The 22716-nt window shown below is 45.6% G+C and carries 22 protein-coding genes; 17 read left to right on the top strand and 5 right to left on the bottom strand.

The window, feature by feature from the left end; genetic code table 11:
• Positions 1-113: 113 nt before the first annotated feature.
• Positions 114-1508: a diguanylate cyclase gene (locus A7983_RS22310; protein WP_235778046.1), complete on the bottom strand. Its 1395-nt coding sequence runs from the start codon at positions 1506-1508 to the stop codon at positions 114-116.
• Between the two features lie 210 nt (positions 1509-1718).
• Here A7983_RS22310 and dsrB point away from each other — a divergent pair, with 210 nt between their 5' ends.
• A complete protein-coding gene (dsrB, locus tag A7983_RS22305) occupies positions 1719-1922 on the top strand; it encodes a protein DsrB (protein WP_005970738.1) in 204 nt (67 codons plus the stop codon).
• A 68-nt stretch (positions 1923-1990) separates the two neighbouring features.
• On the opposite strand, the gene A7983_RS22300 is transcribed toward dsrB, so the two are convergent.
• Positions 1991-3703 carry a methyl-accepting chemotaxis protein gene (locus tag A7983_RS22300; RefSeq protein WP_043885431.1) on the bottom strand — a complete coding sequence of 571 codons (1713 nt, stop codon included), beginning with the start codon at positions 3701-3703 and terminating at the stop codon, positions 1991-1993.
• A gap of 318 nt (positions 3704-4021) precedes the next feature.
• Here A7983_RS22300 and A7983_RS22295 point away from each other — a divergent pair, with 318 nt between their 5' ends.
• The 15 genes from A7983_RS22295 to A7983_RS22225 all read left to right on the top strand — a co-directional run bounded on the left by A7983_RS22295 (position 4022) and on the right by A7983_RS22225 (position 20489).
• Positions 4022-4948 (top strand): DMT family transporter, encoded by a 927-nt coding sequence (locus tag A7983_RS22295; RefSeq protein ID WP_005970734.1) that lies wholly within the window; start codon positions 4022-4024, stop codon positions 4946-4948.
• Positions 4949-5714: 766 nt separating this feature from the next.
• Positions 5715-6065, top strand: coding sequence for a flagellar transcriptional regulator FlhD (gene flhD, locus A7983_RS22290; RefSeq protein WP_005970732.1), 351 nt, complete (start codon positions 5715-5717; stop codon positions 6063-6065).
• 3 nt (positions 6066-6068) lie between these two features.
• Complete coding sequence (gene flhC, locus A7983_RS22285) at positions 6069-6647, top strand: flagellar transcriptional regulator FlhC (protein ID WP_005970730.1); 579 nt, start codon at positions 6069-6071, stop codon at positions 6645-6647.
• Positions 6648-6781: 134 nt separating this feature from the next.
• Positions 6782-7669, top strand: coding sequence for a flagellar motor stator protein MotA (gene motA / locus A7983_RS22280; protein ID WP_005970728.1), 888 nt, complete (start codon positions 6782-6784; stop codon positions 7667-7669).
• Positions 7666-8718, top strand: coding sequence for a flagellar motor protein MotB (gene motB, locus A7983_RS22275; RefSeq protein WP_005970726.1), 1053 nt, complete (start codon positions 7666-7668; stop codon positions 8716-8718). Before motA ends, motB begins: the two co-directional genes overlap by 4 nt.
• A 39-nt stretch (positions 8719-8757) precedes the next feature.
• On the top strand, positions 8758-10749 hold the full coding sequence (cheA, locus tag A7983_RS22270; RefSeq protein WP_005970724.1) for a chemotaxis protein CheA: 1992 nt from the start codon (positions 8758-8760) through the stop codon (positions 10747-10749).
• A 31-nt stretch (positions 10750-10780) separates the two neighbouring features.
• Positions 10781-11278 (top strand): chemotaxis protein CheW, encoded by a 498-nt coding sequence (gene cheW / locus A7983_RS22265; protein WP_005970723.1) that lies wholly within the window; start codon positions 10781-10783, stop codon positions 11276-11278.
• Between the two features lie 135 nt (positions 11279-11413).
• Entirely contained in the window at positions 11414-13099 is a 1686-nt protein-coding gene (locus tag A7983_RS22260; protein ID WP_005970721.1) for a methyl-accepting chemotaxis protein, read from the top strand.
• A 491-nt stretch (positions 13100-13590) separates the two neighbouring features.
• Positions 13591-14463 (top strand): protein-glutamate O-methyltransferase CheR, encoded by an 873-nt coding sequence (cheR, locus tag A7983_RS22255; RefSeq protein WP_005970718.1) that lies wholly within the window; start codon positions 13591-13593, stop codon positions 14461-14463.
• Complete coding sequence (locus A7983_RS22250) at positions 14463-15515, top strand: protein-glutamate methylesterase/protein-glutamine glutaminase (RefSeq protein ID WP_005970716.1); 1053 nt, start codon at positions 14463-14465, stop codon at positions 15513-15515. The genes cheR and A7983_RS22250 overlap by 1 nt, the downstream gene beginning before the upstream one ends.
• 38 nt (positions 15516-15553) lie before the next feature.
• Positions 15554-15943, top strand: coding sequence for a chemotaxis response regulator CheY (gene cheY, locus A7983_RS22245; protein WP_005970714.1), 390 nt, complete (start codon positions 15554-15556; stop codon positions 15941-15943).
• 9 nt (positions 15944-15952) lie between these two features.
• Positions 15953-16597 carry a protein phosphatase CheZ gene (cheZ, locus tag A7983_RS22240; protein ID WP_005970711.1) on the top strand — a complete coding sequence of 215 codons (645 nt, stop codon included), beginning with the start codon at positions 15953-15955 and terminating at the stop codon, positions 16595-16597.
• Positions 16598-16841: 244 nt separating this feature from the next.
• The gene (gene flhB / locus A7983_RS22235) at positions 16842-17993 is read left to right on the top strand and encodes a flagellar biosynthesis protein FlhB (protein WP_005970709.1); all 1152 of its coding nucleotides are present in this window, start codon (positions 16842-16844) and stop codon (positions 17991-17993) included.
• Positions 17986-20067, top strand: a complete 2082-nt coding sequence (gene flhA / locus A7983_RS22230; protein WP_005970707.1) for a flagellar biosynthesis protein FlhA — start codon at positions 17986-17988, stop codon at positions 20065-20067. Before flhB ends, flhA begins: the two co-directional genes overlap by 8 nt.
• Entirely contained in the window at positions 20067-20489 is a 423-nt protein-coding gene (locus A7983_RS22225; RefSeq protein ID WP_005970705.1) for a flagellar protein FlhE, read from the top strand. Before flhA ends, A7983_RS22225 begins: the two co-directional genes overlap by 1 nt.
• Before the next feature lie 75 nt (positions 20490-20564).
• Here A7983_RS22225 and A7983_RS22220 read toward each other — a convergent pair whose 3' ends face one another.
• The 3 genes from A7983_RS22220 to flgA form a co-directional block, all read right to left on the bottom strand.
• Positions 20565-21002 (bottom strand): flagella synthesis protein FlgN, encoded by a 438-nt coding sequence (locus A7983_RS22220; protein WP_005970703.1) that lies wholly within the window; start codon positions 21000-21002, stop codon positions 20565-20567.
• A 5-nt stretch (positions 21003-21007) separates the two neighbouring features.
• Positions 21008-21304, bottom strand: a complete 297-nt coding sequence (gene flgM, locus A7983_RS22215) for a flagellar biosynthesis anti-sigma factor FlgM (protein ID WP_005970701.1) — start codon at positions 21302-21304, stop codon at positions 21008-21010.
• Positions 21305-21445: 141 nt separating this feature from the next.
• Complete coding sequence (gene flgA, locus A7983_RS22210) at positions 21446-22114, bottom strand: flagellar basal body P-ring formation chaperone FlgA (RefSeq protein WP_005970699.1); 669 nt, start codon at positions 22112-22114, stop codon at positions 21446-21448.
• A 164-nt stretch (positions 22115-22278) separates the two neighbouring features.
• Between flgA and flgB the strand changes: the two genes are divergently transcribed.
• Complete coding sequence (gene flgB, locus A7983_RS22205; RefSeq protein WP_005970696.1) at positions 22279-22695, top strand: flagellar basal body rod protein FlgB; 417 nt, start codon at positions 22279-22281, stop codon at positions 22693-22695.
• Positions 22696-22716 lie beyond the last annotated feature (21 nt).

Below are 22716 nucleotides of genomic sequence, written 5' to 3'. Positions count from 1 at the left end.
CAGGCAAATTTTTCTGTTTGGCAAGGGGAATGATGCAAACCTACGATAACGAATGGCTCACTATTCTTTTTCAGGCGTGGCTTGAAACGCAGATTTGCAATAAGCCAGAATAGCTATTCCTGCGCGTATTCGATTCTGTTTCTGCCGTTTGCCTTGGCTTGATAAAGCGCATCGTCTGCTGCCTTTATCAGACATTCATAATCTGGATGGCCACTATACACGGCGATGCCTGCACTTATGGTCATTGTCACGCTTTCTCCGTTTTGGAGATGAATCGTGTGATCCTGAATTTTCTTTCTCAATCGTTCGATGATGGTGTGGGCGGCGACTTTGGGTGTTTCTATGAGCACGATCATGAATTCTTCTCCTCCATAACGGAAAACATAATCGCTGTTCCTTGTGTTCTCATACAGAATTTCCGCAATCCGCTTTAAAATGTTATCGCCAGCGGTATGACCATAGGTGTCATTGACGGATTTAAAGTGGTCAATATCAATCATGGCGATGCTGAGTGGCGTATTTGAATGCATTGTCAGCGATATTTCATGTCGAAGAATGGTGGGCAGGAAGCGGCGATTTAGTAAGAGGGTTAGTGTATCCTTACCACTTTCCAGTTTTTGGACTTCGTCAAATAGCGATCCCAACAGCATATTTATTTTATAAATTTTGCTTCTGACGGCTTTAAGCAGTGGGGCGTAATCTTGCTGTGTTAGTAGTGGGGTATTGCTGTAGTTGCGAATGTAGTCATCAGTTTCGGTTATGATTGTAGCGATAGTCCGTATTCCCTGAATGTTACTGAAACTAGATTTTCCTTTATGGTTAAACCACAGACCGAATTCCGAATCACTCAGATCCTGGATACTGGAAAGGGGTGTACCGGTAGCAACGCTAAAAATAAAAGCATTTTCCCAATTGAGCAGTGATGCATTCTGTCGCTCTCTCTCCATGCTGGCATTTTCCAGAATAGAAAATAACCGATAGGACTCTTCGTTTTTGGCCGCCAGATCGTGCGATTGTGAATATGTTTTATTCATTATTTCTATGGCAATATCCATGGAAATAGAGGCGTAACGCATAGCATCAAAACATAGCGCTTTATCATCTGCCACTTGCGCAATGTCTTCATAGAGTTGCCATTTTAGGCGTCGGGCTCCACGTTCAACCAGATCGACAGGAATGCCAATACGCGCATGAATCTGACCAATTTTCCTTTGATAGTTGATCAAATCTGTTAGGTGGTTCCCAGTATTGGTTAGAATGTCTACTATCCATTTGCTCATAGACCCATGAAGTCGATCATGGACTTGCTGGCTTGAAAGAAAAAGAGAAGCCTCCTGATCTTTAAGCATGTAGGAGTAGAACTTGTCAGCGAAGTCGGATGCTTTTTGTGCGGCGAGAGTTTGCAGGAGGTTAAAAGATTTTTGTGAGGTTGTGGTTATCAGTTGCATCCATTCTGATGTTACGACTTGATTGTAGTCCTGCTCACCGTTATCTCTCTGTTCATCCACGTTCCGTAGTTCGTTCAATTTTTCATCTCTTTTGCGAATATGTCGGGTGTACTAAGGTAGAAATGATCAATTTTTTTAATGACAGAGAGGGTTAGCATGTTGTTGCTAAAAATAAATAAAACTAATCATTTCATATAGGTACTGTTATTTCCGTCAGTGTAAATGATAATGCCGTTCTTTTGATGTTAGAAGCTATTTTGAGATAAATTTATGAAAGTTAATGATCTGGTTACTGTTAAAACCGATGGGAAGGCTCGTAGGGAAGGGGTAGTTCTGGCTGTGGAAACGTTTCAGGAAGGGATAATGTATTTAGTTGCATTAAACGATTACCCTGCTGGTATCTGGTTTTTCAATGAGGTTGACAGTAAGGATGGTACGTTTGTTGAGCCAACAACATTGCTGGAAAAAGAGTAACAGGGAATATACCAACCTACGGGCACTGTCCGAGTGAACAATGCCCGCCGTTATTCTAGTAGGCAGAATTAGAACGTTTCCCAGTTACCGTTTTCCGTATTGGTTTGACGGGGAAGGGCTAGTGATGAACGGCCCTTCGTGGCCAGAGCGTTTGGCCGCGCGGGAGATGGGGCACTTGATAAATGGCTAGATAACTTAAATGTTGCAACTGCACGGGTTAGCAATGCCGCTTGCTCTTCTAGCGATGCCGCTGCGGCACTGGCTTCCTGAACGAGCGCAGCGTTCTGCTGTGTCACGCTATCCATTTCAGATATCGCTTGGCCGACCTGGGTTATCCCCCGGCTTTGTTCGTCAGATGCTGATGCAATTTCACCCATGATGTCGGTGACATTAGTGACGGCATCGACGATCTCTTTCATTGTTTGACCCGCGTTATCAACCAAAACAGAGCCGCTATTAACCAGATTGACTGATTCGGAAATCAGCGTTTCTATCTCTTTTGCTGCTTGCGCACTACGTTGTGCGAGGCTGCGAACTTCACTGGCGACGACGGCGAAACCACGACCTTGTTCGCCCGCTCTGGCTGCTTCAACCGCTGCATTCAGCGCAAGAATATTCGTTTGAAAAGCAATGCTGTTAATGACGCTGGTAATTTCAGATATTTTCTTTGAGCTACCCGAAATGTTGTTCATTGTATTGACCACGTTTGCAACAATCTCTCCACCTTGCTTGGCTTTCCCTGAGGCGTTCGCTGCGAGTTGGCTTGCATGGTGCGCATTTTCTGAGTTTTGTTTCACGGTTGCGGTTAGTTGTTCCATGCTTGCCGCGGTCTGTTCAAGCGCCGCCGCTTGCTGTTCGGTACGTGAGGAAAGGTCTGTGTTACCGGATGAAATCTCCGTCGAACCTTGGTAAATAGAGTCTGCGCTTTCCCGAACGGTAGTGACGGTTGTGACCAACGAAGATTGCATTTGGTGAACGTTACTGGCTAGCGTACCGATTTCATTCTTGCCATAACGGTCCGACACTTGAGTCAGATCGCCCTGCGCAATGCGTTGAATTCTCATAACCAGTTGGTTCATTGGTTTGATGAGGACACCTCTCAGAAGGAAGAATGTCAGAAGTGTTAAAATGGTGGCCAGAGCGAAACTGCCTCCCATCAACGAATATCCGAGTAGCGCGTTTTTATGTGCGGTTTCGTTTAATTCTTTAGCTCTTTGCGTGCGATAGGCGACAGCTTCGAGTAGATATTTGTTATAGGCCAAATCTAAAATCCGTGTTTCTTCGGATTCAAGGGTGATGACTTCTTCAAATAGCCCTTGTTTTGCTGCCGTGAACATCAACATAAGGCCTTGATTGACATACGCATCATAGGATTTGCGTAAATCTTCGTCCAGAGCCATGTCCTGAGGCGTTTTAACTGGGCGCTGTTCGTAGACAAGGAATGCTTTTTTTGACTGTTCTAGACGCTGTTGAGCCTGTGTCAGGTTGTCATTGAATACCTGAGAGTCACCGATACGCGCTGCCGCAGCGGCTTGAATTAACAACAGCCGAGCGGTGCGAAGGTGGTTGGAGCTGTTTGAGATCCCCATTCGGGTATCGATTTCTTGTGTGACGTCATTTAATGACTGGTTACTGCTCTGTAAAAAGTAGCTGGATGCGCCGATAGATGCTGCAAATAACAGCATGATACCACCCAAAATAATGACGAATAAGGGAACTAGCCGTAAATTGCTCAGCATGCCAGCCTCGACATGTTGCTCAGACCTTGAGGTTATTTTCATATTTATTCGCTCATTTTCAGGAAATTATGATTTAGCGTGCCAGTAGCCGTGCTGTTGGCGTTTAGGTTTTAGTGTCTACATTAATGATAATCCATTAGCTAAACAACCAATGTAAAAGATAATCGGCATATATTGAGAAACCTTAATCAAATTCAATGCGATCTCGATCACGTTTTTAATGCTTTAAAAAGAAAATAAAATTTCGTGGTGTGAAATCATACAAATTGATAATGAAAAATAAAGGACGACTGACCTTCTAACTTTATTTGTCTAGGGTTCAACGCTATTATGTAGGCTTTATCTTCGGAGGGATTTTTCTTGGAAAAGCGGAAGCATTTTTTTTCTGATAAAAAAATTGTTTTTTTTATCGCCACATTATGTTGTTTACTATGGGGGAGTGCTTATCCGGCCATTAAAAATGGCTATGAGCTGTTTCATATTGCGGATAATGATATTCCAGGGAAACTTGTTTTTGCAGGCTACCGTTTCGCGCTTGCGGGACTGTTACTGTTGGTGCTTGCGGTGTTAAGTGGTCGGTCTATTGGGCGCTTTCAACGTAAGCAGTTAGCCCAACTGACAATCTTGGGGACGTTTCAAACATCATTGCAGTATGTTTTTTTCTATATAGGTCTGGCTTATACCACCGGCGTTAAAGGTTCAATAATGAATGCAACCAGTACTTTCTTCAGTGTACTACTTGCTCATTATTTATACCAGAATGACAAATTAAACGGCAATAAGCTAATTGGCTGTATATTAGGTTTCGCTGGTGTAATGGCCGTTAATATTAGCAGTAATGAAATGAGCATCGGTTTTACGCTGCTAGGTGATGGATTCGTTGTTATTGCTGCGTTTATTTTATCGGCATCGACCATATATGGCAAGCGGATATCACAAACGATGGATCCAACTATTATGACGGGTTATCAATTAGCGATTGGCGGAGTTATTTTAATCGTGTCAGGATATGGTAGCGGTGGATCGCTCGTCATACCCGATTGGAAAGCTGTGCTGATGCTAGGTTACCTTATTTTACTCTCTTCAATCGCTTTTTCATTATGGAGCCAATTGCTGAAATATAATCGGGTCGGTATGGTTGCGCCATTTAACTTTCTCATTCCGGTATCTGGTACTCTGTTGTCAGCGTTGTTTCTCAATGAAAGCATCCTGGAGTGGAAATATATCTTTGCACTTGTCTTAGTGTGTTCAGGCATTTGGCTGGTTAACCGGGTTACAAAAATGTGATCGGGAAATGATTTGTATAACGCCATACCGCAGCTTTTACAATCGGCCCTGATAGTTTATTATTTCATTTAATATCAATTGATTAGATCGTTTTTTTGTTTTTAATATTCATATGCTTTGTCATCGTTGTAACTACATTTTGGCGAAAAATAGGTGAATTTTGCATCAAAACATATCGTTAAGAGTTTTTCGGGGAAAAAGTGTAAGTTTCTCATGAAAGGTATAGACTTACATAACGGTACGTATGTTGGGTATAGCGGGTTTTTTGTATATCTATCATTTATATAGCAGCCAAATTGTTTCTTTTTTATTATTTTCAATGCTTTTTTTTGTGACGTTTAGTGCGCGTTTTTGGTGCAAAAATATGCATAAAAGTGACCTGATCAGATACGGGTTGACTCATAGTGCTTTCATTTTTGTGATGTTGATCACATAATTGCTAAAATTTTCCTTCGGTCGCGTTGTGTGTGCTACGGATTAGGCGGTACAGTTGCGCTGCTTTAGGATTAATCCTATGCTTTTGGTCGGAGCGAGTCTTCAGCGAAGGACTTGGAAAGCAACGGATGGACGAATTCTCCGCGTGATGCGTTAAAGTTGACTGAAGTTGGCAAGTCGTGATTGCCCAAATAAGAAATGATGAAGTAGTAACTTGCAGTATCTGGCACCGATAGTTTTTTATGCCATCAATGGAGAGTGATTTTCGAACTGGGCGATATGGTCTATCACCTAACTTATGTTTTAAACATAGCCTGTCGGGATGGGAAATATGGGTACCTCTGAATTACTCAAACACATTTATGACATTAATCTGTCTTATTTGTTACTGGCGCAACGCTTAATTAATGATGAAAAAGCTTCTGCGATGTTTCGTCTGGGAATCAATGACGAAATGGCAGATATCTTGATGCAACTGACTCTGCCGCAGATGGTGAAGTTGGCAGAAACTAACCAACTAATATGCCATTTCCGTTTTAACGATCACAATACAATCAAAATCTTGACTCAGGAATCACGTGTGGATGATTTACAGCAAATTCATACTGGGATTTTGTTGTCGAGCCACTTATTACAACAGTTAACTTCGAAAGAAGAAAACCTGCCTAAGAAAAGGGCATAAGTAATGGCGGAGAAAAGTATTGTTCAGGAAGCGAAAGATATCCAGTTGGCGATGGAGCTCATTTCGCTCGGTGCTCGTTTACAGATGTTAGAAAGTGAGACTCAGTTAAGCCGCGGGCGTTTGATCAAACTGTATAAAGAACTTAGAGGAAGTCCGCCACCAAAGGGAATGTTACCTTTTTCAACGGATTGGTTTATGACCTGGGAACAGAATATTCATTCATCAATGTTTTACAACGCGTACAGTTTTTTAATCAAGAATGGGCAGTGCAGCGGTGTTGAAGCAGTTATTAAATCTTATCGATTGTACCTAGAACAGTGTGCTCCGCAGAGCGATTCTCCACTGTTGGCATTGACTCGGGCTTGGACATTAGTTCGGTTTGTTGACAGCGGTATGCTGCAACTGTCGTCATGCAATTGCTGTAAAGGGATGTTTATTACTCACGCCCATCAACCTAAAAACAGTTTTGTTTGTAGTTTGTGCCAACCACCTTCTAGAGCGGTAAAAAGGCGTAAACTTTCGCAAAACCTTGCCGATATAATACCTCAACTGCTGGATGAACAGGTAAAACACGCAGTCTGAGCCTGTAGCGCGATTTGTGAATCTATCACTGTTGGTTGTGAAAGCAGTGATAGATTTCTTCCTCAGGAACGTCTTGGCTACGGTTCCGCAGTTTTATCTCACCTTCCGCCACCTTTTTTATATAAGGATTTCTTGTGCTGGTTATATTGGGTTATATCGTAATTGTGGCCTCGATACTCGGCGGTTATCTCATGGTCGGTGGGGCTTTGGGGGCTCTTTATCAGCCTTCGGAGCTACTGATCATCGGTGGCGCAGCGCTAGGTGCTTTCATTGTCGGTAATAATGGAAAGGCGATAAAAGCAACAGTACGTGCGTTACCTCTTTTATTTAAAGGTTCTAAATACAACAAAGCACTGTATATGGATCTCATGGCCTTACTCTTTCGAGTGATGGCTAAGTCTCGCCAGCAAGGGATGCTTTCGCTAGAGTTTGATATTGATAATCCTCGTGAGAGCGAAATCTTCTCAAGTTATCCGAATATCCTTTCTGACAGTAACATTGTTGAGTTTATCACCGATTATTTGCGTTTGATGGTCAGTGGTAATATGAATGCGTTTGAGATTGAAACGTTGATGGACGAAGAGATCGAAACGATTGAACACGAAAGTGAAATCCCTGCGAGCAGTTTGACGATGATGGGGGACGGCCTCCCGGCGTTTGGTATTGTCGCTGCCGTTATGGGCGTTGTTCACTCATTAGCCTATGTTGATCGGCCTGCTGCTGAGTTAGGGATGATGATTGCACATGCTATGGTGGGAACTTTTCTTGGTATCCTCCTCGCTTATGGTTTTGTCTCTCCATTAGCAGCCTTACTACGCCAGAAAAATGCAGAAAAAATCAAAGTATTACAGTGCGTTAAAGTTACTTTGCTGTCGAGCCTTAATGGTTATGCCCCGCAAATTGCGGTCGAATTTGGGCGTAAAACGCTGTACTCAACGGAGCGCCCTTCTTTCACGGAATTGGAAGAGCATATTCGTCGTGTAAAATCGCCGACCCAGCAAGCGTCGGATAGTAACGCATGAAACATCAGCATCCCATTATTCGCAAAAAGCGCAAATCTGGGCATGGGGGGCACCATGGTGGCTCTTGGAAGATTGCCTACGCTGACTTTATGACAGCAATGATGGCGTTGTTTTTGGTTATGTGGCTTATCGCAATTTCTACGCCTATGCAGTTGGCTCAAATCGCGGAGTATTTTCGTACCCCACTAAAAGTTGCATTAACTTCTGGCTCTAAATCAAGCGATAGTTCCAGCCCGATTCCTGGTGGGGGAAATGATCCAACTCAACAAGATGGTGAAGTGAAAAAGACCATCAAAACGGATAACGTAGAAAAGAAACTGGATGAGGCTCGACTCAATAAATTGCGTGAGCGCTTGGATCAGTTAATTGAGGCAGATCCCCGATTACGCGCACTCCGTCCACATTTGCTGATTGAAATGATTGAGGAAGGGTTGCGTATCCAAATCATTGATAGCCAAAACCGTCCAATGTTTAAAACCGGGAGCGCGCAGGTTGAGCCTTATATGCGGGATATCCTGCGTGCGATAGCGCCTATTCTGAATGATTTTCCCAATAAACTGAGCATTTCAGGTCATACCGATGATGTTCAGTATACGACAGGGGAGCGCGGCTATAGTAACTGGGAGTTATCTGCAGATCGTGCCAATGCATCACGCCGGGAGCTTACTTTTGGTGGTTTGTCTGATGGAAAAGTTTTGCGCGTTGTGGGTATGGCTGCGACAATGAGCCTCAAACAGGCGACAAGTGGGAATGATGCGATTAATCGACGCATCAGTCTTCTGGTATTGAGCAAACAAGCTCAGAAAGATATTGAAGAAGAAAATGCAGAAAGCACTGCTGTAAATATAGACAAAGCAGAAAATTTACAAAATATGGGGTTGGATAAGCCTAAACCTACCACGCCGACTGCCGAAAATAATGATAACAATACGAGTGGAAGTGGCGAAGCATTGCCGCAACCAACAAATGGAGTTCCTGCTCCAGAGCGCCAACAGCCAACTACTGCGTTGCCTGCTGCGCCGGATAGCCAGGCGACGCCTTCTCAATAAGCCGCGATTCACAGCTGAGGTGACCACGTGAGCATGGACATGAGTGCTTTCTATCAAACTTTCTTTGATGAAGCAGATGAATTACTGGCAGATATGGAACAACACTTATTGTTGTTGGATCCTTCAGAGCCTGATACCGAACAATTGAATGCAATTTTCCGAGCCGCTCACTCCATCAAAGGGGGCGCTGGCACATTCGGTTTTAAGGTATTGCAGGAAACTACGCACCTTTTAGAGAATCTACTCGATGGGGCAAGACGCGGCGAAATGCGTCTTAGCACTGATATCATCAACCTGTTTCTGGAAACAAAAGACATCATGCAGGATCAGTTGGACGCTTATAAAACCGCACAGGAACCCAATGCTGAAAGCTTTGAGTATATCTGTCAGGCCCTGCGCCAGCTCGCTCTGGAGTCTAAAGCCGATGGCGACACGACTCAGCCTGATGCCGCACTGCACTCTGTTAGCCCAACATCTAATGATGTAGGTAAAGGTGAAATGCGTATCGCATTAACCGGCCTGAAATCTCAGGAAATACCTCAGATGCTGGAAGAACTTGGCAATCTGGGGACCGTTAAAGATCCTCACCAGACTGACACTAGCGTGGAAGTGACATTAGTTACGTCTGAAAGTGAAGACGATATTAGCGCTGTGTTGTGCTTTGTTCTTGAACCCGAGCAAATCAGCTTCAAGCCTGCCGTAGCCAGCCAACCCGTTGCCGCTGAAGTCGTGGAAATATCGGCTGCTGTTGAAGCGCCAGTCGCGCTAGTCACAGCAGCGCCTGCACCCGTTGTAGCAAAACCGCAATCTGCTCCGGAAAATGGAAAAAATAAAGCAAAAACCGGTGATACCAGTATTCGTGTAGCGGTTGAGAAGGTTGACCAACTTATCAACCTCGTTGGTGAGTTAGTGATTACGCAATCTATGCTGGCACAGCGTTCAAGCGAGCTCGACCCTGTGGCGCACGGCGATCTGCTCAACAGTATGGGGCAGTTGGAACGTAACGCTCGCGATCTGCAAGAGTCGGTTATGTCCATCCGTATGATGCCAATGGAGTATGTATTTAGCCGTTTCCCTCGTTTGGTGCGTGATTTGGCTGCCAAATTGGATAAGCAGGTCGAGCTAACGCTGATGGGGAGTTCGACTGAGTTGGATAAGAGTTTGATCGAACGTATTATCGATCCTCTGACACACTTGGTGCGTAACAGCCTCGATCACGGTATTGAGTCTCCAGATAAACGCGTTGCTGCAGGTAAGCATGCTGTGGGTAATCTGACGCTTTCTGCGGAACATCAGGGCGGTAACATCTGCATTGAGGTTATCGACGATGGGGCTGGGCTAAATCGCGAAAGAATTCTTGCTAAAGCCTTGTCTCAAGGGTTAGCAGTGAGCGATGCAATGTCTGATGAAGATGTGGGGATGCTGATTTTTGCCCCTGGTTTCTCGACTGCTGAGAAGGTTACGGACGTTTCTGGTCGTGGTGTCGGCATGGACGTCGTTAAGCGAAATATCCAGGAAATGGGCGGACATGTTGAAATCCACTTCCAGGCTGGAAAAGGCACAACGATAAGAATTTTGTTGCCATTAACGTTGGCCATCCTTGATGGCATGTCCGTTAAAGTTAACAACGAGGTCTTTATTCTGCCGCTTAACGCTGTGATGGAATCTTTGCAACCTCAGTCGGAAGACCTGTACCCGTTAGCTGGTGGTGAGCGCGTACTACAAGTCCGTGGTGAATATTTACCTCTCGTTGAACTATTCCACATCTTTGATGTGGATGGCGCTAAAACGGATGCTACCCAGGGTATAGTTGTTATTTTGCAGAGTGCGGGGCGACGTTATGCCTTGTTGGTCGATCAGTTGATTGGGCAACATCAGGTTGTCGTCAAAAACTTGGAAAGTAATTATCGCAAGGTACCAGGCGTTTCAGCCGCTACCATTCTTGGTGATGGTAGCGTTGCGCTGATTGTGGATGTTTCGGCGTTACAAGCGCTTAATCGTGAAAAGCGTGTGGTTGAAACTGCTGCTTAATAAAACAGATCGTTAATAAAGGGTGGAAAACATGACTGGACTTGCAAGCGTCACCAAATTAACTGGCGAAACCGTAGGACAGGAATTCCTGATTTTTACGCTGGGTGACGAAGAGTACGGCGTTGATATTTTAAAAGTACAAGAAATTCGCGGTTATGACCAGGTAACGCGTATCGCCAACACGCCTTCTTTCATTAAAGGTGTGACCAATCTACGTGGTGTTATTGTTCCGATCGTTGACTTGCGTATTAAATTTGCCAAGCAAGATGTTGAATACGATGACAACACGGTTGTCATTGTTCTGAACCTTGGTCAGCGTGTTGTCGGCATCGTTGTAGATGGTGTGTCTGATGTATTGTCATTGACAGCGGATCAAATTCGACCAGCACCAGAGTTTGCCGTAACCCTGTCAACAGAGTACCTGACTGGTTTGGGTTCTCTGGGTGAGAGAATGCTGATTTTGGTTGATATCGAAAAACTGTTGAGCAGCGAAGAAATGGCGCTGGTTGATAGTGTATTGAAAGCCTAATCTATCGGCCTTCAGGGGCTACGAGAGTAGCCCCGAAAACCTTCCTTAGCCATATCCTTGTCAGTTCAGAAATTCGTAAAGATATCCAGAATAATGCCGATACTACCGGTGGTTGCTTTACTCAAAAGGCGTTGTATGTTTAACCGTATGAAAGTTGTCACAGGTTTGATGCTTGTGTTGGTGTTGTTTGGAGCCCTTCAGCTTATTTCTGGTGGTTTATTTTTTAGTGCATTAAAAAATGATAAGGATATCTTCAGTTCAACTCAGGTTATTAACCAGAAGCGTTCTGAGCTGGATTCAGCATGGTCATATTTATTACAGACGCGCAATACACTTAACCGCGCGGGAACACGTTTTGCCCTTGATGCCAGCGGTACGGGCGCTGGGGTCGGGGGTAAAGAACTTTTAGCTTCTGCTCAGAAGCAACTGTCTGTAGCAAACGATTTTTTCTCACGATATGAGAAAGTGCCGCAGGATGCGCGTCAGAGTGAAAGTGTTACTCGGGATGTAAAAGAGAATTATGTGGCCCTGAATGGTGCGTTGATTGAGTTAATTCAGTTTTTGAATGCGGGAGAATTTAAGAAATTTATTGATCAGCCGACACAGCGTTTTCAGGACAACTTTGAAAAAGCGTATTACACCTATAAAGCCGAAAGCGACAAGCTTTATCAGGCTGGCATAGCTAAAAATGATGAAGCTTATGATTCGGCGCTTTGGATACTTGGCTTCATTATCGTGTTGGTTTTTGCGTTAGCCCTGATTTCCTGGATTGGTATTCAGCAACTATTGATTAGGCCGCTAAATAATATTGTTGAACATATTCGTCATATTGCGAAAGGTGATTTGACAAAAACAACCAATTTTCATAGCAGCAATGAAATGGGGATTCTCGCTGATAGTATTCGCCATATGCAAAGTGAGTTTGTTTCAACGGTGAGTGCAGTCCGACAAGGTGCTGATGCTATCTACACTGGCGCGACAGAAATTAGTGCCGGGAATAACGATCTTTCCTCACGTACTGAACAGCAAGCTGCCTCATTAGAAGAAACGGCTGCCAGCATGGAACAACTGACGGCAACGGTGAAACAGAATGCGGAAAATGCCCGTCAAGCCAGCCAGTTGGCACTAAATGCGTCGGAGACGGCGCAGAAGGGCGGCAAGGTTGTCGATAATGTTGTCAAAACCATGCACAATATTGCTGGAAGTTCGCAAAAAATTGCCGATATTACTAGTGTAATTGATGGTATTGCTTTCCAAACCAACATCCTTGCGCTGAATGCGGCGGTTGAAGCTGCCAGAGCAGGGGAGCAGGGTCGCGGGTTTGCGGTTGTTGCAGGGGAAGTTCGCAATTTAGCACAGCGTAGTGCTCAGGCTGCGAAAGAAATTAAAAGTCTGATTGACGATTCTGTCGGCCGAGTCGATGAAGGTTCTGTACTGGTTGAAAGTGCTGGCGAGACGATGGGTGAAATCGTCAGTGCAGTCACTCGTGTAACAGATATCATGGGTGAGATTGCCTCGGCTTCTGATGAGCAAAGTAAAGGCATCGATCAGGTTGGTCAGGCTGTTACTGAAATGGATCGCGTAACGCAACAGAACGCTTCCTTGGTTGAAGAGTCTGCAGCAGCAGCAGTTGCTTTGGAAGAACAAGTTAAAGTGTTGAACCAGGCTGTCGCTGTGTTCCGCTTGTCCGAAGATACGGGTTCGTTTAGAAGAGCGACACCAGCGACAACGGGTCAAAAGCCTGCATTGTTGGCCCCATCAGTGAAGGGTGGGCAGAAAGCGAAAGACGGTTCCTCAACTGATAACTGGGAGACGTTCTGATAAAACTTTGGTGTAGGCTATAAGTAAGTCTAAAATATAGGAATACCGCTACTAATCCCCCAGTTGCTTATATGTTGGTGGCTGGGTGATTGTTTACTTGTCGTAATTTATCTGCGCATATTTTGGATTCACGGTGATATAGCACTTGGTGCTTTGAAGCAGAGTAATTCATGGTATTGTTCAATCTGTAACTTATGTTATGGATATGATGGGGTGAGGTTGACTTTGGTATTAAAGCCAGAGAGCAAAGCAAGCAGGTAGCACGGCTGTGATGAAAGGGACAACGCCACCCGACAGCATGTGGCTTTGGTAGAACAGACATACTACGCGTTCTGCTTTCAGAACTTGTGGTGTGTATTACCAATACAGTGTCAGTTTTAATCGCAATGCGATGAGCAATTGACGAATGACAATAAAAACCTGCGTTAGCTGTAAAGGAAAGTTCAGATTGAAAAACACCATAGCAAAAAACACTATTCGAGCGGTTTGATATGAAAAGCACACCATCGCAAAATCGCCCCGAATCTGCCTCTATTCTGACACAGATGGTTGATCGGTTGCCTCTGTCGGATACTCATTTCCGACGGATCAGCCAATTAATATATCAGCGCGCTGGAATTGTCTTGGCCGATCACAAACGCGAAATGGTTTATAACCGTTTGGTTAGACGTCTCCGTTTACTTGGAATCAATGATTTTGGCCAATATTTAGCGCTCTTGGAGTCGGATCCTAACAGTGCGGAATGGCAAGCCTTTGTTAATGCATTAACGACTAATCTGACGGCGTTTTTTCGCGAAGCTCACCATTTTCCTATATTGGCAGAACATGCCAGAAAACGTCCAAATGGCTATACCATCTGGAGTACCGCCGCTTCCACAGGGGAAGAACCTTATTCATTGGCGATGACACTTGCTGAGGTCTTAGGTAATAAAGCGAGCGGATGTCAGGTGTGGGCCAGTGATATTGATACTCAAGTGTTAGAAAAGGCAACCGCTGGCATCTACCGTCAGGAGGAGTTGCGCTCTCTTTCTCCACAGCAGCTACAGAAGTTTTTTTTACGCGGCACCGGGCCGCATAGCGGTTTAGTTCGAGCCCGCCCGGAACTTGCGTCTATGGTGCATTTCCAGCAACTCAATCTACTCGCTCCTGATTGGTCCGTCCCTGCACCATTCGATGCTATTTTTTGTCGCAATGTAATGATTTATTTCGATAAAGAAACCCAAGAGCGTATTCTCCGTCGATTTGTCCCGATGCTTAAACCGGGTGGGTTGTTATTTGCTGGGCATTCAGAGAATTTCAGCCAGATTAGTCGAGAATTCTATTTGCGTGGGCAAACTGTATATGGACTGGCTAAGGAAAGATAATGAGCAAAATAAGAGTATTATGTGTTGATGATTCTGCCCTGATGCGCCAGATCATGACTGAAATAATTAATAGCCATCCCGATATGGAAGTTGTCGCGACCGCACCAGATCCATTAGTTGCTCGTGATTTGATTAAAAAATTCAATCCTCAGGTATTAACACTGGATGTTGAAATGCCGCGTATGGATGGGCTGGATTTTCTTGAAAAACTTATGCGTCTGCGTCCGATGCCTGTTGTAATGGTGTCGTCGCTGACGGGAAAGGGTTCAGAAATTACGCTTCGCGCGCTGGAACTTGGCGCTATTGATTTTGTCACCAAGCCGCAACTGGGTATCCGCGAAGGGATGTTGGCATACAGCGAACTGATTGCGGAAAAAATTCGTATGGCTGCGAAAGCGCGTTTGCCGCAACGTAGCACCGCAGCAGAGCCGACAAAAATTATTCAGCATATGCCGCTGCTCAGTAGTGAGAAGCTGATCGCGATTGGTGCATCCACAGGGGGGACGGAAGCAATACGACATGTATTACAGCCCCTGCCGCCAACAAGTCCTGCGCTATTGATTACACAGCACATGCCACCTGGCTTTACGAAGTCATTCGCTGAGCGCTTGAACAAGCTATGCCAGATTACGGTGAAAGAAGCAGAAGATGGGGAACGTGTGCTTCCTGGGCATGCATATATTGCTCCTGGAGCTCGCCACCTTGAACTGGCTCGTAGTGGGGCAAACTATCAAGTACGTTTAAATGATGGGCCTCCAGTTAATCGGCATCGTCCATCAGTTGATGTGTTATTCCGTTCGGTTGCACAATACGCCGGGCGAAATGCCGTAGGGGTAATCCTTACTGGGATGGGGAATGATGGGGCAGCCGGCATGTTGGAACTCCATCAGGCCGGCGCTTATACTCTGGCCCAAAATGAAGCAAGTTGTGTGGTTTTTGGGATGCCACGTGAAGCGATTGCTATGGGTGGCGTTGATGAAGTGGTGGATTTGCACCAGGTGAGCCAGCGTATGTTGGCACAAATCTCTGCCGGACAGGCATTACGTATATAAGCAGCTCTCGGTGAGCAATAAATATTTTAGGAGTAGGTATGGCCGATAAAGAACTCAGATTTCTGGTAGTGGATGATTTTTCGACGATGCGCCGAATTGTCCGTAATCTGCTGAAGGAACTGGGATTTAATAACGTAGAAGAGGCAGAGGATGGCGCAGATGCACTGAATAAGCTTCGCGCTAGTGCTTTTGATTTCGTCATTTCTGACTGGAATATGCCCAACATGGATGGACTGGAACTGTTACAGACTATTCGTGCTGACGGTGCGCTTTCCAGCCTTCCCGTGCTGATGGTAACGGCGGAAGCTAAGAAAGAGAACATTATCGCTGCAGCACAAGCAGGTGCTAGCGGCTATGTAGTTAAACCATTTACTGCAGCCACCCTTGAAGAAAAGCTGAATAAGATTTTCGAAAAACTGGGTATGTAAGGGGATCTTATGACGCCACATATGCCGTCTGTGAACGACACAGCTTCAGCTACCGAGATCATTTCGCGTATCGGCCAATTAACTCGTATGCTGCGCGACAGTTTGAAAGAACTGGGTCTGGATAATGCAATAGCAGAAGCCGCAGAGGCTATTCCTGATGCCCGCGATCGTCTTGACTATGTTGTCCAGATGACTGCGCAAGCAGCGGAGCGAGCTCTGAACTGCGTAGAGGCTGCACAGCCGCGTCAGAACCAATTAGAAGCTGATGCTAAATCTCTGAAGGTTCGTTGGGATGAATGGTTTGAAAATCCAATCGAACTGGCTGATGCACGAGAATTGGTAACAGATACGCGTAGCTATCTTGAAGATGTACCACAGCATACCTCGTTTACCAACGCCCAATTGTTGGAAATTATGATGGCGCAGGATTTCCAGGACCTTACCGGTCAGGTAATCAAGCGTATGATGGATGTTGTTCAGGAGATCGAAAAACAATTGCTGATGGTGTTGCTGGAAAATATCCCAGAAAAACCAGATGCACCTAAGCGTGCGAATGATGGTCTTCTGAATGGGCCACAGTTGGACAAAGGTGCAGCAGGTATTGTAGCCAACCAAGATCAGGTTGATGACCTTCTGGATAGTCTCGGGTTCTAATGAGCTTTGCTTTAAGAAAAGGAATCATTTTCTTTTTTAGAAGGTTAGAGTGCCTCTGCTCCGGTTATTTATGGCCAGATTTATGGCCATAAATAGCTAAATTCGATTTTCCTCTTTTCCTTTCATTCTTACTATTCGTTAAAGAAGCGTTAGTTTTTCTCGTTGTTCCAGCCATAAATTTTTCCCATATTTGTCATGCTAAGCAGCAAACTCCTATCCCAAAAGTTGTAACAGGAACGCCATAGTGGCTGAAGATAGCGATCTGGAAAAAACAGAGGCCCCCACTCCCCAAAAGGAGGAAAAGGCACGAGAAGAAGGCCAGGTTCCACGCTCTCGAGAGTTGACCTCTGTTCTGATGATGGTCGTAGGCTTGGCTATCTTGTGGATGGGTGGCGATGCTATGGCTGGCCGATTGGCCATAATTGTCGCACAGTCATTAAATTTTGATTACGCGATGATTGGTGATGATACCCAAATGCTACGGCATGTAGGTTCATTGATACATCAGGCGGCATCCGCGTTGATACCAATTATGCTTGGGTCGGTGTTGGTGGCGTTGTCTGCTCCGATGCTGCTGGGTGGGATATTATTTAGCACGAAGTCATTAAAAGTTGATTTCAAAAAACTCGATCCTATTTCCGGGTTAAAGCGTTTATTTTCTGCCCAATCACTGGCTGAACTTTTCAAGGCGATACTGAAATCAGCTATGGTCGGGATCATTAGTACCTTGTTCCTGATCCATAATTGGCCGAAAATATTGCATTTGGTGTCCGAAGCGCCGATTGCGGCCCTAGGTGATGCGTTAGAATTGGCCGTAATGTGTGGCTTTCTCATCATTATGGGCCTCATTCCCATGGTTGCGTTTGATGTGTTCTGGCAAATTTGGAGCCATATCAAAAAATTACGAATGACGAAGCAGGAAATTCGTGACGAGCATAAACAGAGCGAGGGTGACCCTCACGTCAAAGGGCGCATTCGTCAGCAGCAAAGAGCAATGGCCCAACGTAGAATGATGGCTGATGTTCCTAAGGCTGATGTGATAGTCACTAACCCAACACATTATGCGGTAGCATTGCGATATGATGATAAAAAAATGAATGCGCCTAAAGTGTTGGCCAAAGGGGCTGGTGAAATCGCTTTGCGTATTCGTGAACTGGGGATCGATCATCGCGTTCCTATTTTAGAAGCGCCGCCGTTGGCGCGAGCGCTATTTCGTCATTCAGAGGTCGGAGAGCACATACCTGCTGCGTTGTATGCTGCTGTTGCAGAAGTCTTAGCTTGGGTTTATCAACTGAAACGCTGGAAGCGGGAAGGTGGATTAATTCCTAGAAAACCGAAACATCTGCCAGTGCCTGATGCACTGGATTTTGCTAAAGAGAATACTACTGATGGCTAATTTGGCCGCTTTTCTTCGTTTACCGAGTAATATGAAAGGTACCCAATGGCAAATATTAGCCGGACCTATACTGATCCTGCTGATACTTTCCATGATGGTATTGCCGCTGCCGCCATTCATTCTGGATCTGCTATTTACCTTTAACATCGCACTATCAATCATGGTATTGCTGGTTGCGATGTTTACACAACGGACGCTGGAGTTTGCTGCGTTCCCTACGATCCTGCTGTTTTCTACGCTACTTCGCTTGTCACTCAACGTCGCCTCTACACGTATCATTTTATTGGAGGGGCATACGGGGACTGCAGCAGCAGGGAAAGTTGTCGAAGCATTTGGACACTTCCTTGTAGGCGGGAATTTCGCTATTGGTATTGTGGTCTTTATCATTCTTGTCTTAATCAACTTCATGGTTATCACCAAAGGTGCCGGGCGTATCGCTGAAGTTGGTGCCCGCTTTGTGTTGGATGGCATGCCAGGCAAACAGATGGCGATCGATGCCGATCTTAATGCTGGGATAATTGGTGAAGAAGAGGCGAAAAAACGTCGCTCTGAGGTAACTCAGGAGTCAGATTTTTATGGTTCAATGGATGGTGCCAGTAAGTTTGTGCGTGGCGATGCTGTCGCTGGACTGATTATCATGGTCATCAACATTGTCGGTGGATTGATCGTCGGCGTCGTGCAGCACGGAATGGCTGTAGGGCAGGCGGCGGAAAGCTATACGCTGCTTACTATTGGTGATGGCCTGGTTGCTCAGATCCCTGCTCTGATTATTTCTACCGCTGCGGGTGTTATTGTTACTCGCGTGAGTACCGATCAGGATGTCGGTCAACAGATGGTCACTCAACTCTTCAATAATCCGCGGGTTATGGTGCTGAGTGCGGCAGTGATTGGGCTTATTGGGTTGGTTCCCGGAATGCCTAATTTTGTCTTTCTGTTATTTACTGCGTCTTTGCTGGGGCTTGCTTGGTGGATGCGTGGTGAACAGACAAAAGAGCCCGCGGCGCAGTCTATACCGGCATCAATGGAGAAGCACCAGGTTATTGAAGCCAGTTGGTCTGATGTGCAGCTTGAAGATCCATTGGGCATGGAAGTAGGTTACCGATTGATCCCCATGGTTGACGCGCAGCAAGATGGCGAACTATTGGGCCGAATCCGTAGTATCAGGAAGAAATTTGCTCAGGAAATGGGATACTTGCCGCCAGTGGTTCATATCCGGGATAACCTGGAGCTTCAGCCTGCCAGTTACCGCATATTAATGAAGGGTGTTGAAGTAGGGAGCGGTGAGGCTCATCCCGGCCGTTGGATGGCTATTAATCCAGGGAATGCGGTTGGTTCCTTGTCTGGAGAGGCTACACAAGATCCAGCATTTGGGTTACCAGCGGTCTGGATTGATAATGCGCTGAAAGACCAGGCTCAAGTTCAGGGGTTCACTGTAGTAGAGGCAAGTACAGTGATTGCAACACATTTGAATCACTTAATTGCACTACATGCTAGTGAATTGTTTGGCCGACAAGAAGCCCAACAATTGATGGAGCGTGTTGCTCAAGAAATGCCAAAGTTGACAGAAGACTTCATCCCAGGCGTTGTGACGTTAACCACCTTGCACAAAGTTTTGCAAAACCTGCTCAGCGAGAAGGTTTCTATCAGAGATATGCGTACTATTATGGAAACGTTGGCTGAGCATGCGCCCGTGCAACCAGACCCTTATGAACTCACCACGGTGGTGAGGGTTGCTCTGGGACGTGCTATCACTCAACAGTGGTTCCCAGGAGACAGCGAACTTCAGGTTATCGGTCTGGAGGGTTCGCTGGAACGCCTTCTTCTACAGGCCCTTCAGGGGGGCGGTGGCCTTGAACCGGGGCTTGCGGACCGACTGCTTGAACAGGCGAAGCAAGCACTACAGCGGCAGGAAATGTTGGGTGCTCCACCTGTTCTGCTTGTGAACCATGCCTTACGAGCTTTACTTGCCCGATTCCTGCATCGTAGTCTGCCAAACATGGCTGTACTTTCTAATTTGGAAATCAGCGATCATCGCCAAATTCGGATGACATCGGTCATCGGGGAAGCTCAATAATGAGAAAGGTGATAGGTTATCTAGTCGCAACAATAGTGCTAGCTCTTCCGCTTTCTGCTATTGCAACACCGGGTAGTTGGAACGGGAGTCAGCCTGGAATAAAACTTGATTACCGTGGTGAAATGATTACGACGTCGGCTTTTGCTCCTAGCATAGAGCTTAAGCCGGACGAGACTATTACGACAATATATTGGCGATATGCGATTGATTCAGTGATACCTACTGGATTGGTTGTTAAACTTTGTTCACAATCGCCGCAGCGTTGTGTTGACTTAAACGGAAGTGGTGATGGACAAACTCAAGCATTTGATGGGTTAGCGGCTAATAATGAGTTTCGTTTTGTATACTACATTGAGGGAAGTGGGCGTCTTAATCATACGTTTATCGTCCGTACAATCGATATTGCTGTAAACTATAAATGATTTTTAATTGAGTAAGAATTTGAAACAGTTGGCTATTTTGAACGGCGAGGAGTCTCTGCTAAATGGCAGAGACTTTTAGAACGTGATTTTTCTGCCACCAACGGTTACGCCTTTCGACTGACCATCAGGGCCATACAGCCCCTGACCATGGCGGGGTTTCAGTATATCAATCGCTTCGTTCGTATACGCAATATGTCGGCTAAGCAGAAGGCCATTATGCTTGTTCTGATCGTTTAAGCGTCTGGTGAGTTCTTGCACTTGCTGCCAGTAGGCTGATAGTTGAACGATACCATCATAAGGTGCCTGCAGTTTGAGAATAGACTCAGTTTCGTGACGTCGATTTTCCAAGTATTGCATCGTTGCCAGCAAAGATGTCTTATTCTCTGTCACCTGTTGCAAAGCAATATTATTAATATGGCCTGCGCAAAGCAGCGTTTGCTCTTCAGACATAACAGTATCAAGGTCATGCAGGTTATTCAGCAGTTGTTCTAGGATCGATTGTAGATTTTCCATACGTGTTAATTACCTGCTAAAAAATCCTGCGTTTCTTTAAGTAACGCATCCGCAATTTTTCCTGCATCAATTTTCAGTGAGCCATCACGAATTGCCTGTTTTAGGGTTTCAACGCGGGCCATATCTATATCCTGAGTACCTGGCTGCATCAATTTTGCCTGCGCATCGCTCAGTTTTACCTGTGTTGCGCTGACTTCAGACTGAGTTTCAGCCGGTTTGTGTTTGGTTTTAGCAATATCGCCAGATTCTCGTTGCTGAATTTGACTGACCGGCTTCAGTGATTGTGTGCGATCAATACTCATAATACATCCCTCTGATTTGAGGATAAATAGTTAATCACCAACGTGTTACGAAATGTTTGTCACATCGGTGTTCAATTTTAAAACGTCGTCAGTAATGACTCTGTAGTTATCATCGGCAAACATGAGAAAATCTTTAATTAATTACTGTGAGATCAGAATAATCCCATCTTCGTTCGTAATTCCGCTGATTATTTGTCCATTTGCCGTTCTGACTCTGACGGCCTGTCCGGCTGCTGCGTTGTTCATTGCTTTCCCTTCGCCATTAATCGTGAAGCCGTCACCTTGGGCGATAATTTGCACAGGCTGACCTGCCTTTACGACCCAGGCGCGTCTGATCATGGCGGAAGTAATAACCTGACCAGGTGTGAGATCGCGTAAAAGGACTGCGCCCTGTGCACCTTGTAACGTCAGTATAGGGCGCAACGGTAATAAATCGAGCCTGCCTTTCGTCAAACTAATGTCTTTTTCTGTCAGTGTTGTCCCACGATTTATAGGCCGTGAGCTGGTGACATAGTTCCCTGTTACCTGAACCTCGGTTTGAATGAAACGGCGCTGCTGCTCACAACGTACAGACAGGCTAACATTCCCCCACGCTCTCGTATTCCCGGGCTGCGTGATTTGGGGCGCTTCGCACTGTGGCCATTGCGATTCTGGCGATTTTATCACAACGTTAACGGTATTCGTGCTTCCCTGAAAGCGTGAGGCGAAAAATTGATTGATCTGTGCTGGAAGGTCGTTCGCATTGATAGGGGCGCACAAGATGAAAAAACAGGACGGCACCAGGCAGAGATAATAATGTATTGTTTTCATTCCAGTTCAGCTCTCCTGATTCTGATTATGTCGAGCATAAGTGTAACGATGTCAGTGTAAGGTTAAGGCAATAAATAGCACTGCATTTGGTGCCTATTCGTTCGATGGTATAGCCATAATGAGAATTATCCTACCCACTCCAAATTCTAACTTGCGGAGGGAGCATGCTTGATAAATTAAACGCCTCATTGCGGTTTCAGCAGGAAGCGTTGAACTTGCGTGCCCAGCGGCAGGAAATTCTGGCCGCGAATATTGCTAATGCGGATACGCCTGGCTATCAGGCCAGGGATATTGATTTTGCCAGCCAGCTCAGTAAAACGATGGAGCAAGGGCGGGTGAACGGTACGGGTATCGCGCTGAAAACCACATCTGTACGGCATATACCGGCACAGAATTTTCAGCCGCCAGAGCTTGATTTGCTCTATCGCGTACCGGATCAGCCTGCATTAGATGGTAATACGGTCGATATGGACCGGGAACGCACTAATTTTGCCGATAACAGCCTGAAATATCAAACCAGTCTGACCGTTCTGGGCGGGCAGATTAGAGGCATGATGTCGGTCTTGCAGTCAGGCTCATGATCGTAGCGCGATGAGAAGGTA

Origin of the sequence: Pectobacterium wasabiae CFBP 3304 (genome assembly GCF_001742185.1) — a bacterium.
In the GTDB taxonomy this organism is placed as follows: Bacteria; Pseudomonadota; Gammaproteobacteria; order Enterobacterales; family Enterobacteriaceae; genus Pectobacterium; species Pectobacterium wasabiae.
The sequence above is the reverse complement of the archived record's forward strand: the minus strand, read 5'-3'. Positions and strand labels throughout refer to the sequence as shown.

What these genes read in the sequence shown, in the direction of transcription:
- dsrB (WP_005970738.1), top strand. Translation starts at nt 1,719, where the DNA reads ATGAAAGTTAATGATCTGGTTACTGTTAAAACCGATGGGAAGGCTCGT.
- A7983_RS22300 (WP_043885431.1), bottom strand. Translation starts at nt 3,703, where the DNA reads ATGAAAATAACCTCAAGGTCTGAGCAACATGTCGAGGCTGGCATGCTG.
- flhD (WP_005970732.1), top strand. Translation starts at nt 5,715, where the DNA reads ATGGGTACCTCTGAATTACTCAAACACATTTATGACATTAATCTGTCT.
- flhC (WP_005970730.1), top strand. Translation starts at nt 6,069, where the DNA reads ATGGCGGAGAAAAGTATTGTTCAGGAAGCGAAAGATATCCAGTTGGCG.
- motB (WP_005970726.1), top strand. Translation starts at nt 7,666, where the DNA reads ATGAAACATCAGCATCCCATTATTCGCAAAAAGCGCAAATCTGGGCAT.
- cheA (WP_005970724.1), top strand. Translation starts at nt 8,758, where the DNA reads ATGAGTGCTTTCTATCAAACTTTCTTTGATGAAGCAGATGAATTACTG.
- cheW (WP_005970723.1), top strand. Translation starts at nt 10,781, where the DNA reads ATGACTGGACTTGCAAGCGTCACCAAATTAACTGGCGAAACCGTAGGA.
- A7983_RS22260 (WP_005970721.1), top strand. Translation starts at nt 11,414, where the DNA reads ATGTTTAACCGTATGAAAGTTGTCACAGGTTTGATGCTTGTGTTGGTG.
- cheR (WP_005970718.1), top strand. Translation starts at nt 13,591, where the DNA reads ATGAAAAGCACACCATCGCAAAATCGCCCCGAATCTGCCTCTATTCTG.
- A7983_RS22250 (WP_005970716.1), top strand. Translation starts at nt 14,463, where the DNA reads ATGAGCAAAATAAGAGTATTATGTGTTGATGATTCTGCCCTGATGCGC.
- cheY (WP_005970714.1), top strand. Translation starts at nt 15,554, where the DNA reads ATGGCCGATAAAGAACTCAGATTTCTGGTAGTGGATGATTTTTCGACG.
- cheZ (WP_005970711.1), top strand. Translation starts at nt 15,953, where the DNA reads ATGACGCCACATATGCCGTCTGTGAACGACACAGCTTCAGCTACCGAG.
- flhA (WP_005970707.1), top strand. Translation starts at nt 17,986, where the DNA reads ATGGCTAATTTGGCCGCTTTTCTTCGTTTACCGAGTAATATGAAAGGT.
- A7983_RS22225 (WP_005970705.1), top strand. Translation starts at nt 20,067, where the DNA reads ATGAGAAAGGTGATAGGTTATCTAGTCGCAACAATAGTGCTAGCTCTT.
- A7983_RS22220 (WP_005970703.1), bottom strand. Translation starts at nt 21,002, where the DNA reads ATGGAAAATCTACAATCGATCCTAGAACAACTGCTGAATAACCTGCAT.
- flgM (WP_005970701.1), bottom strand. Translation starts at nt 21,304, where the DNA reads ATGAGTATTGATCGCACACAATCACTGAAGCCGGTCAGTCAAATTCAG.
- flgA (WP_005970699.1), bottom strand. Translation starts at nt 22,114, where the DNA reads ATGAAAACAATACATTATTATCTCTGCCTGGTGCCGTCCTGTTTTTTC.
- flgB (WP_005970696.1), top strand. Translation starts at nt 22,279, where the DNA reads ATGCTTGATAAATTAAACGCCTCATTGCGGTTTCAGCAGGAAGCGTTG.